The 12,458-nt window shown below is 76.2% G+C and carries 8 protein-coding genes; 5 read left to right on the top strand and 3 right to left on the bottom strand.

The window, feature by feature from the left end; all coding sequences use genetic code 11:
- Positions 1-42: 42 nt before the first annotated feature.
- Positions 43-831 carry an alpha/beta fold hydrolase gene (locus tag ACH5AR_RS26500; protein WP_396304011.1) on the bottom strand — a complete coding sequence of 263 codons (789 nt, stop codon included), beginning with the start codon at positions 829-831 and terminating at the stop codon, positions 43-45.
- 145 nt (positions 832-976) lie between these two features.
- Here ACH5AR_RS26500 and ACH5AR_RS26495 point away from each other — a divergent pair, with 145 nt between their 5' ends.
- The 4 genes from ACH5AR_RS26495 (at position 977) to ACH5AR_RS26480 (ending at position 5,983) form a co-directional block, all read left to right on the top strand.
- Positions 977-2,617, top strand: a complete 1,641-nt coding sequence (locus ACH5AR_RS26495; protein WP_396304010.1) for an FUSC family protein — start codon at positions 977-979, stop codon at positions 2,615-2,617.
- An 86-nt stretch (positions 2,618-2,703) separates the two neighbouring features.
- On the top strand, positions 2,704-3,204 hold the full coding sequence (locus ACH5AR_RS26490; RefSeq protein WP_396304009.1) for a MarR family winged helix-turn-helix transcriptional regulator: 501 nt from the start codon (positions 2,704-2,706) through the stop codon (positions 3,202-3,204).
- 127 nt (positions 3,205-3,331) lie between these two features.
- Positions 3,332-4,528 (top strand): S8 family serine peptidase, encoded by a 1,197-nt coding sequence (locus ACH5AR_RS26485; RefSeq protein WP_396304008.1) that lies wholly within the window; start codon positions 3,332-3,334, stop codon positions 4,526-4,528.
- Between the two features lie 213 nt (positions 4,529-4,741).
- Positions 4,742-5,983: a sensor histidine kinase gene (locus tag ACH5AR_RS26480; protein ID WP_396304007.1), complete on the top strand. Its 1,242-nt coding sequence runs from the start codon at positions 4,742-4,744 to the stop codon at positions 5,981-5,983.
- A 72-nt stretch (positions 5,984-6,055) separates the two neighbouring features.
- Here the strand turns inward: ACH5AR_RS26480 and ACH5AR_RS26475 are convergent, their stop codons facing one another.
- Positions 6,056-8,596, bottom strand: a complete 2,541-nt coding sequence (locus ACH5AR_RS26475) for an ABC transporter permease (RefSeq protein WP_396304006.1) — start codon at positions 8,594-8,596, stop codon at positions 6,056-6,058.
- Between the two features lie 4 nt (positions 8,597-8,600).
- Complete coding sequence (locus ACH5AR_RS26470) at positions 8,601-9,371, bottom strand: ABC transporter ATP-binding protein (protein ID WP_396304005.1); 771 nt, start codon at positions 9,369-9,371, stop codon at positions 8,601-8,603.
- A 478-nt stretch (positions 9,372-9,849) separates the two neighbouring features.
- Between ACH5AR_RS26470 and lanKC the strand changes: the two genes are divergently transcribed.
- A complete protein-coding gene (gene lanKC / locus ACH5AR_RS26465; RefSeq protein WP_396304004.1) occupies positions 9,850-12,435 on the top strand; it encodes a class III lanthionine synthetase LanKC in 2,586 nt (861 codons plus the stop codon).
- Positions 12,436-12,458: the final 23 nt, after the last annotated feature.

Genomic DNA, 12,458 nt, shown 5'->3' with positions numbered 1-12,458 from the left:
CGGCGGGCGCCGCAAGGCCGGCCGGCGCGCCCGGCCCGCGGGTCAGGCGTAGAACGCCAGCAGCTCCGGTGCCAGCACCTCGGCGGCCACCTCGTGGGTCTGGCCGTCCAGCGTCCGGTACCGGGCGCCCGGCACGGCCGCCGCCACCGCGCGCGCCGGGGCCCGCAGCGTCTGCGGGCTGGCGCCGCCGTCCAGGACCAGGGTCGGCACGGCCACCGTGGCCAGCAGGTCGACCGGGACGGCCGCACCGGTCCGGCCGCCGAGGGCCGCCGCGTCGTACGCCAGCGTCGGGGCGACCGCCTCGAACAGCGGCCACAGCGGCGCCCCGCGCATCCCGTCCACCAGCTCCGCCGGCGCCCCGGCGTAGACCATGAGCGCCGCGACGGCGTCCCCGCGGCGCCCCTCGGCGAGCGCCGCCGTCAGCTCGGCGACGTACCGGCGGAAGCGCTCGCCCTGCTCCTCCCCGGTGCTGAACGGCGGCTCGTAGACGGCGAGCCGGCTGATGCCGGCGCCCGCGGCCGCGGCCCGCAGGGCGAGCGCGGCGCCCGAGGAGACGCCGAGGACGCGGGCCGACCCGCCCGCCGCCGCGATGACGGCGGCCAGGTCCTCGATCTCGCGCTTGACCGCGAAGGGCGCGGTGTCCCCGCTCTCGCCGCGCCCGCGCCGGTCGTAGGTCCACACCGTGTGGTGCTCCGCCAGCTGCTCGGCGATCGCGGCGCCCGGGCCGACGGCGCGTCGGCACAGCGCGCCGTCGACCAGGACGACCGCCGGGCCGGAGCCGGTGACGGAGCAGGCGAGGACGGTTCCGTCGGGGGAGACCACGGTGGTCATGGGGTGTTCCTTCCGTCGTGCGGTTCGGTCACGGGGGTAGACCGCGGGCCGCCGCGGAACTCATCGCTGCGGCCGGGACTTCTTCCGACCGCCGGGTCGGGCGAGAATATGTTTTACGGATAAATTACCTGCTAATCTTCTCTGCATGGTCACCACCGCCCAGCTCCGCCAGGTACTTCGGGTCGGTCCGGCCGGGGACGGCTGGCACAAGCCCGCGCTCAGTGCCGTGGTCACCCTCGGCGCTCTCAACCTCGCCCTGCTCGGCTGCGGCCGGCTCGACCTCGCGCTCTACACCTCGGCCGGCGGCCTGGGCGCGCTGTACGGGCACGGCCTGCCGTACCGCGCCCGCGCCCGGACGCTGGCCGGTGTGCTGCTCGGCACCGTGCTCAGCACCGGCGCCGCCCTCACGGCCGCCGCGCTGACCGGCGACGCCGCCGTCCTGGTCGCGGTCGCGGCGGTGCTCGCCGCCCTGCACAAGCTGCTCTGCGACGCCGCGAGGGTCGGCCCGCCCGGCAGTCTGATCATCACCTTCACCTCCGCCAGCTGCGCCTTCGTCCCGCAGCGGCTCACCGGGGTGCCGTCGCACCTGGCGCTGACCGTGCTCGGCGCCGCCCTGGCCTGGCTGGTCTGCATGGCCCCGGCCCTGGCGCGCCCCTACGGGCCCGAGCGGACCGCCACCGCCCGCGCCCTGGAGGCCGCGGCCCGGCTGCTGCGGACCGGGCCCGGCGGGCCGGACGCCGCCGCCCGTACCGCCCTGGTCGGCGCCGTCGCGGCGGCCCGGCAGAGCCTCGCGCTCAGCGCCCCGGGCCGCCGGCGCGCCCTCGGCGACGCGCCCGAGCGGCTGCTGGTGCGCGCGGAGGCCGCGCTGGCCGGAGCGGACCGGCCCGAGGACGCCGACTGGTACCTCGACCGCGCCCGCGACCTGCGGCGCGGCCGTCCGCTGCCCCCGCTCGGCCTCACCGCGGCCGAGGCCGCCGAGACGGCCGCGCCGCCCGGCCCCCGGCCCGGCCCCCGGGCGCCGATCCGCCCCGCCCTGCGGCCCGGCTCGGCCCTGCTGCCGATCGCGCTGCGGGTCGGGGTGGGCTGCGCCGCCGCCGGGTGGCTCTCGCTGGCGCTCGGCGTCGGCCGGCCGTACTGGGCGGTGGTCACCGCCGCCTCGGTGTTCCAGGCCAACAGCACGCTGTCCTGGCAGCGTGCGCTGCAGCGGGTGCTGGGCAACCTGCTCGGGCTGCTGCTGTTCACCGCCGCGCTGCCCGTCGCGCACTCGGGCCCGGTGGCGCTGATCGGCCTCGGACTGGTCTGCCAGTTCGGCGCGGAGGCGACGATCGCCCGCAGCTACTGGCTGGCCACGGTCTTCGTGACGCCGATGGCGCTGCTGATGACCGAGTTCGCGGGCCCCCAGCCGGCCGGGACGCTGGTCGCCGACCGCTGGCTGGACACCTGCGTCGGGGCGCTCACCGGCCTCGCGGCCTGCCTGCTGGTCACCAACCGCCGCACCGCCGCCCGGCTGGCCCGTGCCCTGGCCGGAGCTGAGGCGGCCGGCCACCGGGCGCGGACCGCCGTGCTCGACGCCTGGGCTCCGGACGCCCCCGAGGCGCGCGCCGCCCGCACCGGCCTCGCCGCCGCCCTGCTGGAGCTGCGCGAGGCCGCCGACACCGCGGCCGGCGAGTGGCGCCGCCCGGACCTCCCGCACCAGCGCGCCGCCGCCACCGAGCAGCAGGGCCACCACCTGCTGGCCGCGCTGCTGGAGCGCCGCGGCCGGGAGGACCTGCCGGATCCGGCGTGAGGCGCCCCCGGCAGGAATTCCGGGGACTCCCCCTAGGATCGGAGCCGAACGGCAGACCGGCAGGCCGCAGAACGGGAGCAGCACACGTGGAGGACGTCGTCGCAGGTGTGCTGCGCCAGTGGGAGCGGGCCTACCCGGGGCTGGACACCGGTCCGATCGCCGTCCTCGGCCGGATCAACCGCTGCGCCGCGCTGCTCCAGCAGACCCCCGACCCGCTCACCCGGGCCGGCCTCACCCGCGCCGAGTTCGACATCCTCGGCGCCCTGCGCCGCCTCGACCGCGAGCTGACCCCGACCCAGCTGGCCCGGGAGAGCTTCGCCTCCGGCGCCGCCGTCACCAAGCGGCTGCGGCTGCTGGAGGAGCGCGGCCTGGTCAGCCGCCGCACCGACGACCGCGACCGCAGGGTCGCCCACCTCGCCCTCACCGGGGAGGGCCGCACGCTCGTGGACGGGCTGGTCCAGGAGCTGGTCGCCTACGACCGCGCGCTGCTGGCCGGCCTCACCCCCGCCGAACAGGACCGGCTCGCCGAGGCGCTCAGCGGCCTGCTGAACAGCCTGGAGGGGACGATCGGCCGGACCGTGGGCTGACGTCCGCCCGGGACGCACGCCCCGGCCCGTGGATAATCCACGTTCCCGCCGAGAGGCCCTGCCCCCGCACCGCTCGAACCGGATCATGAGGCTCTGAGAGTCCTCGACGACAAGGGGGAGAGTGGACGTGGACACCGCCCGAAAGTCCCGCCGCGGCGCGGCGCTGCGCCGAGCCTGCGTCATGTTCCCGGTGCTGTGCGGGCTCCTCGCGCTCCCGGCGCCGTCCGGTGCGGCCGCGGGGAGGTCCGACCCGACCGGGGAGCCGTCCATCGCGGTGCCGTACCGGGCGGCGGAACTGTGGCAGCGGGGGATCACCGGAAAGGGGGTGACGGTGGCCGTCCTGGTCTCCTACGGGGATCCCCGGCTGGAGGAGTTCATCGAGCAGTACGACGGGACCTACGGACTGCCGCCCGCGGACATCCGGCACCTCGAACCGCTGGGCAAGGTGCCGTCCTGCACCGACCCGGGGGTGGACACCGCGAACTGCCGCGCCTGGCAGCAGGAGACCAGGGTCGACGTGGCGATGATCCACTCGCTGGCGCCGGGGGCCCGGATCGTCGTGACCGCGATCCCGGTCGACGAGACCCAGGGCGAGACCGGGATGCCGGAGATGATGGCGGCCCTCGACCACCTGACCGAGCACGGCACCGCCGACGTGGTCTCGATGAGCTTCGGGACGCCCGAGCAGAACTTCGCGGACCCGGATTCGGTCCACCGCCTCGGGCGGGCGTTCACCCGCGCGAACCGGGCCGGGGTCACGCTGGTGGCGTCCTCCGGGGACCACGGCGCCACCGGACCGCTGCGGGACCGGCCCGACCGCACCCACGACCGGCGGGTGGTGGCCTGGCCGGCCTCCGACCCGCGCGTCACGGCGGTGGGCGCGGTGCAGCTGCACGTGGACCGCGAGGGCAACCGGACCGCCCCCGACACGCTCTGGCCCAAGTCGGGCGCCGGGCACTCCTCGTCCTTCGCCCGGCCCTGGTGGCAGCGGTCCGCGGCGGGCCGTGGGGAGGCGGTCGGCCGCTCCGTCCCCGACGTGACCATGCAGGGCGCGATCGGCACCTCGCAGTCCGCCGCGCTCTTCGCCGGGGTGGTGGCGCTCGCCGTCCAGCAGCACGGCGGACGGCTCGGGGACATCAACCCCCGGCTGTACCGGCTCGGGCCGAGGGGCGGCGCGGCCGGCATCACCGACGTCACCGAGGGCCGCAACGACTACGGCGGGGTGCCCGGGTTCGCCGCCGGGCCGGGCTTCGACACCGCGAGCGGCTGGGGCACGGTGGACGTCCCCCGGTTCGTCCGGGAACTGGCCGGATCCGACCGCTGACCGGAGCGTCCGCGCAGTCGCCGCGGCCGCCCGTATTCGGACTCCGCGGCCGCATACGGACTCCGCAGCCCTCATTACCAGTCAATGACCTTATGTTAACGGGGGATTGCCGACGGGAACTATGCTCTGGGTGAGGCGCACGGGGGGCGTGCCGCGCTTACGGCGGGCCTCCGTGCGCCGAAGGCGGGCCACGTCGTCTACCGGGAGCTCACCATGGGTCGGACTGCGGACCGAATCGACGCTGGTCGCCGTTCCTGGTGGCCGCCCCGGCCCCGGGCGGCGGGGAGCGCCGGCGACCCGCTGTCGAGACTGACCCAGGGCATCGTCGTCATGGTGGCCGTCGGCTTCTTCACCGCGTCGGTGGTGGCCACGGTCCGCAACCACGACGGCCTGGTGTACCAACTGCCCGCCGTCGTCGTCCTGGTGCTGCTGCTGGGCTTCCAGATCCTGCACTCCGGGCTGTGGCGCCAGGAGCGGATCCGGTCGCCCTGGACGCTGCTCGTCCACGGGGTGCTCACCTACCTGCCGTTCCTCGTCTTCGACGGTTCGTGGGTCGGCATCCCCGGCTCCTTCGCCGGGTCGGTGCTGCTGACCGTCGCCCCGCCCCGCTCCTGGATCCTCTTCGGTGCCATGGTGGCCGGCCAGTACCCGCTGTGCGCGGGCCTGGGCGGGAACGTCGGCCAGTGCGTCAACGCCGTCGTCTCCACCGCCGCGGGCGGCATCGTCGTGTACGGCGTGGCCCGACTCGCCGACCTGACGGCCGAGTTGAGGGCGGCCAGGACGGAGCTGGCCGAGCGCGCGGTGGACCAGGAGCGGCTGCGCTTCGCCCGGGACCTGCACGACCTGCTCGGCTACAGCCTCTCGGTGGCCGCGCTGAAGTGCCAACTCGCCGAGCGGCTGGCCCTGGAGGACCCGAAGCGGGCCCGCGCGGAGATCTCCGAGGTGCTGGCCATGGTGCGGCAGGCGATGGCGGACACCCGCTGGATCTCCAGCGGGGACCTCAAGATGTCCCTGGCGCGGGAGTCGCGTTCGGCCGCCTCGGCGCTGCGGGCGGCGGGAGTCAGCGTCGACGTCGCCCTGGACTGCGGTGTGCTGCGGCCGGAGCTGGACGCGGCGCTGGCCACCGTGGTGCGGGAGGGGGTCACCAACATGCTGCGGCACAGCGTGCCCCGGCGCTGCGGGATCCGGGCCGAGCGGGACGAGCTCGGCACCCTCAGCCTGGTGGTCTCCAACGACGGCGTCCCGGCGGACGGCGCGCCGGAGGAGCCGGGCGGCGGGCACGGGCACGGGGGCGGGCACGGGATCGAGAACCTCACGGAGCGGATGCACTCCGTGGGCGGCAGGCTGACGGTCGACCAGGACGCCTGCGGCTGGTTCCGCCTCTCCGTGGTCGTCGAGGCCCCGGCGGCCGCCCGGACCGCCGCCCGCGCCGCGCGGGGCCCCACGGCCGCCTGACCGGCGCCGGACCGTCGGCCGCTGCGGACCGTCGGCCGTCCCGGACCGTCGGCCGCTGCGGACGGGCCCGCCCTAGTCGCGCACCCCGATCGCCTCGGCCGGCTCCCGCCGCAGCGCCAGCCGGGTGGTCAGCAGGACGGTGCCCAGCCCCAGCAGCGCCGCCCCGCCCAGCACCGCGGTCACCCAACTCCCGGGCAGCGAGGGCCAGCCCGTCCCGGTGAGTGCGAGGCTGACCGGGACGAGGACGGCGGCGGTGACGCCCGCGCCCAGCGCGAGCGCCACGGCGACGGTGATCCCGCCCTCCCAGGCCATCATCCGCAGCACCTGGCGGCGGGTGGTCCCCACCAGCCGCAGCAGCGCGAACTCCCGGAGCCGCTCGGTCGTCGCCATCACCAGGGTGTTGACCACCGAGATGGCGGTGAACAGGCTGATGATGCCGAGCAGCAGCCGGCCGACCGCGGTGGCGGCCTCCTGCTGGTGCCGGCGCGCCTCCTGGTAGCCGGCCCGGTCGCTGACCCGCGCCATCGGGTAGGCCGGGGCGAGGCCCCGCAGTTCCCGGCCCACCTGCCGGGGGTCGGCGCCGGGGGCCGTGCGGACCAGTACGGTCGACGCGAGCGGGGCCGGCGTGTGGGCGGTGGCGAAGCCGGTGGGCAGCAGCGCGTCGGCGAACCGGGAGTCGCGGTCGTAGACGGCCGCCACCGTCGCGGTGCTGTCGGTGCCGTCCCCCCAGCGGATCCGGACGGTGGCGCCGACGTCGACCCCGAGGGCGGTGGCCGTCCGCTGCCCCAGCGCGATGCCGTCGCCGCGCAGCCCGTCCAGCGAGCCGGCCCGCACCCCGGGGTCGACCAGCTGCTCCAGCCCCCGCGGGTCCACGATCCGGGCGTCCGCCCCGCGCATGCCGCCGAGGCCCGCCGCGGAGCCGGCGGAGACCATCACGAGGCTCGGGGCCAGCCCGCCGGCCGCCGCGACGCCCGGCAACCCGCGGACGGCTTCGGTGAATTCCGCCGGCAGGCCGATGCCCCCGGCCTGGACGACGTGGTCGGCCAGCAGCCGCCGGCCCTCCTCGGCCGCACCGGCCTGTGCCTTGACGACCGGGACGAAGAGCACGCTGCCGGTGAAGGCCACCGCCAGGACCAGCGGCGTGACGGCGGCGGCGAAGCGCCGGGGCTGGGCCCGCAGGGCCGCGGAGGCGAGGAAGCCGGCGACGGGGAAGAGCCGGCCCACCGGCCCGCCGATCGCCGCACTGGCGACCCGGCCGATCAGCGGCCCCAGCAGGGCCACGCCGAGCAGCAGCACCAGCACCATGCTCTCGGCCGTCCCCGCGCCGCCGCGGCCGCCCGTCGAGCCGGCCAGCACCACCCCGGACACGACGAGCGTCACCAGCCCGAGCCCGGTGCGGATCCGTCCGATGCCGCCGGGCGGGGCCGAGGAGTCGCGCAGGGCCTGGGTGGGATCGATCCGGGAGGCCCGGCGGGCGGCGGCCCAGACGGCCAGCTGGGCGGTGACGACGGTGCCGCCGAGGACGACCAGCGGGGCGGTCGGCCCGACGTGCAGCGGCACGTCCGGGTCGATCACCCCGCGGTCGGCCAGCACCCCCCGCAGCAGCGCGGCCAGTCCCGTCCCGAGCGGGAGGCCGACGACCGCGGCCGCGGCGGTCAGCACCAGCGCCTCCAGCGCGATCATCCGCCGCACCTGCCCGGTGGTGGCGCCGACCGCCCGCAGCAGCGCCATCTCGCGCAGCCGCTGCTGGACGGCGAGGGCCAGCGCCCCGGCCACCACGAAGACCGAGACGAACAGCGACAGGACACCCATCGTCCCGGCGAGCGAGGACAGGCCGTCCCCGGGCCCGGAGGTGCCGGAGAACTCCAGCCCGCCGCGCTCCTCGCCGGTGCGCACCGCGGGCCCGGGCTCGTACGGGGAGGCGTCCTGCGGCCGGGCCGCGGCCACCGCCTGCCGGGCCCGCCCGGCCAGCGCCGCCAGGTCGGTCCCGTCCTGGACGGTGAGGCCGATGGCGTCCGCGCCGGTCGTCGTCCGGGCGAGCACGGCGGCCTGCGCGGGGCTGAAGAAGAGCGCGCTCTGGCGCGTCGACTCCGCGGCCGGAGCGGCCAGACCGGCCACGGTGTAGGCCCGGGGGGCCTCGACGGTGGCCAGCCGCACGGTGTCGCCGGCGGCGACACCGGCCCGGGCGGCGGTGGCCCCGTCGAGGACCACCTCGTCGGGGCCGGCCGGGGCGCGGCCGGAGGTCAGCCGGTAGGGGGCGAGCCCGGCGCTGGACCAGGAGTGCCCGAGCGAGGGGCCGCCGTGCGGTCCGGACAGGACCCTGCCGTCCGCGGTGGCGACGGCCGCCGGGAAGGAGAGCTCGGGGACGGCGGCCGTGACGCCGGGCAGGCCGGCCAGCGCGGCGGTCAGCGGCCCGGCGTCCGGGATGCGGGTGTCGCCGCCGACCACGACCGGGGCCGCGGCGTACCGCTCGGTCGGCCTGCCGGTGCGCAGGGCGGACTCCAGCAGCACGCCGCAGGCGGTGGTCAGCACGAGCGCGAACGCGAGCGCGGTGAAGGCGCCGGCGAAGCCCGCCTTCCGGGCGCGCACCGTCTGCCAGGCCAGCAGGAGCATGTCGTCAGCGCCTTCCCAGGACGGTCATCCGCTCGGCCACCCGCTCCGGCGTGGGCCGCTCCAGGGCCTCGGCGAAGGCGCCGTCGGCCAGGAAGAGGACCCGGTCCGCGTGGGAGGCGGCGATCGGGTCGTGGGTCACCATGACCACGGTCTGCCCCAGCCCGTCCACCACGTGCCGCAGCAGCCGCAGGACCTCCGCCCCGGTGGTGCTGTCCAGGGCGCCGGTGGGCTCGTCCGCGAAGACCACCTCGGGCCGGGTGACCAGGGCCCGGGCGATCGCCACCCGCTGCTGCTGGCCGCCGGAGAGCTGGGCGGGCAGGTGCCGCACCCGCTCGGTCAGGCCGGTCCGTTCGACGATCTCCGCGAGCCAGGCCCGGTCGGGGCGGCGCCGGGCCAGCCGCAGCGGCAGGGTGATGTTCTGTTCCACCGTCAGCGACGGGAGCAGGTTGAAGGCCTGGAAGACGAAGCCGATCCGCTCCCGGCGCAGGACCGTCAGCTCGTTCGGGCCGAGCGCGGCCAGGTCCCGGCCGGCCAGCCGGACCGTCCCGGAGGTCGGCCGGTCGAGCCCGGCGGCGCAGTGCAGGAAGGTGCTCTTCCCGGAGCCGGAGGGCCCCATCACCGCGGTGAACCCGCCGCGCCGGAACTCCATCGACACCCCGCGCAGCGCGTGCACGGCCCCCGGCCCCTGCCCGTACACCTTGGTCACCGCGTCGAGCCGGACCGCCGGGCCCCGGTCGGAAACCGAACGGGCCCCTTCCGGATCGCCGGAATCCACAGTCCGTGAGAAAACGGGAATCCCCTCCTCGTGTGCCGCCCTTCCCCCTATCCGCGGCCAGCCTAGCCAAATCCGCACCCGGGCGTAACGGGCCGTTCGGCCGATGGGGCCGCCGGGCCGGGCGGGTGGCGGGCGGGATGGGCAACGCACGGGCGGACCCATGCGAATCGCACGGGTAATTCCATGGAGTACGGCGTGGCCAAACCTTCATCCGGATGTAATGATCGAGCCTGTTCGAAATAATCGGACACGGACCGCCGGGAATCGGGTCGAAACGCACTCCCCGCCCGGCCGTACGGAGTCCCGCGAACGCGGCCGGGCTGTCGCCGGCGTATTCGGACCGGTTCGGCGCCGGGTGCTGCCGTCCGGTTCCGTCCAGTGCCATTCGGAGTTGTTCAGAGCTACTCGAAGTCTTTCGACGTCTTTTCGGAGAAGCCACGGGGGCCGACCAATGTCCAAGCAATACGACGTGTACTGTATGGCCGATCCGACGTTCTTCGACTCGCCCGCCGAGTTCCGGCGGGAGGGCCTGGAATTCGCCATCGCCGGCCGGCCGATGCCCGCGGGCTGGAGCCGGGCCGGCCACGGCGACTGGATCGTCCACCGCCCCGAGGGCGGCGAGCCGCTGCCCGGGCAGGGTTGGAAGGTCCACGCCTCGGGCACGCAGCAGAACGCCGACCGGATCATCGACGAGGTGTCGGCCCACTGCTACGCCGAGGGCATCCCGTTCAAGCACCTGGCCGGCCGGCACATCCTGCAGACCCGGAACACGAAGTACGCCCACCGCGGCGCCAGCGGGAAGCTGGTCACCGTCTACCCGCGGGACGAGGCCCAGCTGAAGGCCGTGCTGGACGCCCTGGAGGCGCGCGTCGGCGGCGAGCCGGGCCCGTACATCCTGAGCGACCTGCGCTGGAACGCGGGCCCGCTGTACGTGCGCTACGGCGGCTTCACCGAACGGCACACGGTCTCCGAACAGGGCGTGCTCGTCCAGGCCGTCGAGGCGCCGGACGGCACGCTGGTGCCGGACCGCCGCGAGCCGGTCTTCCACGTCCCGGAGTGGGTGGAGCTGCCGGAGTTCCTGGTCCCCCAGCTGGAGGCCCGGAAGCGGGAGACCGTCGAGGACCTGCCGTACCGGATCGACAAGGCGCTGCACTTCTCCAACGGCGGCGGCATCTACACCGGCGTGGACACCCGCACCGGCGCGCCGATCGTGCTCAAGGAGGCCCGGCCGCACGCCGGCCTGACCAACGACGGGAAGGACGCGGTCGACCGGCTGCGGCACGAACGGGACATCCTCGAACGGCTCGCCGGACTGGACGTCGTGCCCGGGGTGATCGACTACTTCACCGTCGGCGACCACCACTTCCTGGTCGAGGAGTTCCTGGACGGCCAGCCGCTGAACCGTTTCTTCGGCAAGCGCTACCCGTACAACGCGTCCCGGACGGACCGGGCCGAGATCGCCGGGTACACGCAGTGGGCGATCGGGATCTGCCGGGCCGTCGAGGCGGCGGTGGCCCGACTGCACGGGCGCGGCGTGGTCTTCGGCGACCTGCACCCGTTCAACGTGATGGTCCGCCCGGACGGCTCGGTCGCGCTGATCGACTTCGAGGTCGCGGCCCCGGTGGAGGAGCAGACCGGGCCCGCGCTCGGCAACCCCGCCTACGCGGCGCCGCGCGACCGGACCGGCTTCGACGTCGACCGCTACGCCCTGGGCTGCCTGCGGCTCGCGATGTTCATGCCGCTGACCGCGATGCTCCGCCAGAGCCTCGGCAAGGCCCGGCACCTGGCGGACGAGATCGCCCGGCGGTTCCCGGTGCCGCGCGAGTTCCTCGACGAGGCGGTTCGGGACATCCTCGGCCCGGGCGGCGAGGCCGGCCAGCTCGCGCGGCCGTCCACCGGCACCGCCGCGACGGTCTTCGACCCGGCCGCCCTGCCGCTGCCGGCGCCGGAGGCGCCCGCCTGGGCCGCCACCCGTGACTCGCTGGCCGGCGCCATCCTGGCGAGTGCCACCCCGGACCGCGACGACCGGCTGTTCCCCGGCGACATCGAGCAGTTCAGCACCGGTGCGCTCAACCTCGCCCACGGCGCCGCCGGGGTGCTCTACGCGCTGGACGCGACCGGCGCCGGCCGCTTCCCGCAGCACGAGCAGTGGCTGCTGGACCGCGCCCTGCGCAGGGACGCGCGGGCCCGGCTGGGCTTCTACGACGGCCTGCACGGCGTGGCCCACGTGCTCGACCGGCTCGGGCACCGCGCCGAAGCGCTGAAGGTCCTGGAGCTCTGCCTCGCCGAGGGCTGGGAGCGCCTGGGCAACGACCTGCAGAGCGGGCTGTCCGGCCTCGCGCTCAACCTCGCGCACTTCGCCGACGCGACCGGCGAGTCCGCGCTGGGCGAGGCCGCCCTGCGGGCCGCCGAACTGGTCGCCGGACGGCTCGGCGGCGCCGAGGACGTCCCGCTGACCAGCGGGGGACGCCACCCGTACGCCGGCCTGATGCGCGGCTCCGCCGGCCCGGCCCTGATGTTCGTCCGGATGTACGAGCGGACCGGTGACCGGGCCCACCTGGACCTGGCCGCCACCGCGCTGCGGCAGGACCTGCGCCGCTGCCTGGCCCGCGAGGACGGCGCCCTCCACGTCAACGAGGGCTGGCGCTCGATGCCCTACCTCGCGACCGGCAGCGCCGGCCTGGGGATCGTCCTGGACCGCTACCTGGCGCACCGGGAGGACGAGCGGTTCCGGGCCGCCGCCGAGGGCGTGCGGACCTCCTCGCAGTCCGAGCACTACGTGCTGTCCGGCCTCTTCAACGGGCGGGCCGGCATCCTGCACCACCTCGCCTCGACCTCCCGGGCCGCGCGGCCGGCCGACGACCCGGACGTGGCCGCGCAGATCGGGGCGCTGTCCCTGCACGCGCTCGCCTTTCAGGGCGGGCTCGCCTACCCCGGCGAGCAGTTGCTCCGGCTGTCGATGGACCTCGCCACCGGCTCCGCGGGCGTCCTCCTCGCCCTCGGCGCGGCCCTCGGCGAGCCCTCGGCCCAGCTGCCCTTCCTCGGGCCGGCCCGGACCGCCTGAACGGGCCCGACTCCGGCGGGCGC

Source organism: Kitasatospora sp. NPDC018619, from assembly GCF_044391605.1.
Taxonomy (GTDB): Bacteria; Actinomycetota; Actinomycetes; order Streptomycetales; family Streptomycetaceae; genus Kitasatospora.
Note: the sequence above shows the minus strand (reverse complement) of the source record. Positions and strands in the feature narration are given on the sequence as shown.

Excerpts from the sequence above, each read along its gene's own strand:
- ACH5AR_RS26480 (WP_396304007.1), top strand. The coding sequence starts at position 4,742 with ATGGGTCGGACTGCGGACCGAATCGACGCTGGTCGCCGTTCCTGGTGG.
- ACH5AR_RS26475 (WP_396304006.1), bottom strand. The coding sequence starts at position 8,596 with ATGCTCCTGCTGGCCTGGCAGACGGTGCGCGCCCGGAAGGCGGGCTTC.
- ACH5AR_RS26495 (WP_396304010.1), top strand. The coding sequence starts at position 977 with ATGGTCACCACCGCCCAGCTCCGCCAGGTACTTCGGGTCGGTCCGGCC.
- ACH5AR_RS26500 (WP_396304011.1), bottom strand. The coding sequence starts at position 831 with ATGACCACCGTGGTCTCCCCCGACGGAACCGTCCTCGCCTGCTCCGTC.
- lanKC (WP_396304004.1), top strand. The coding sequence starts at position 9,850 with ATGGCCGATCCGACGTTCTTCGACTCGCCCGCCGAGTTCCGGCGGGAG.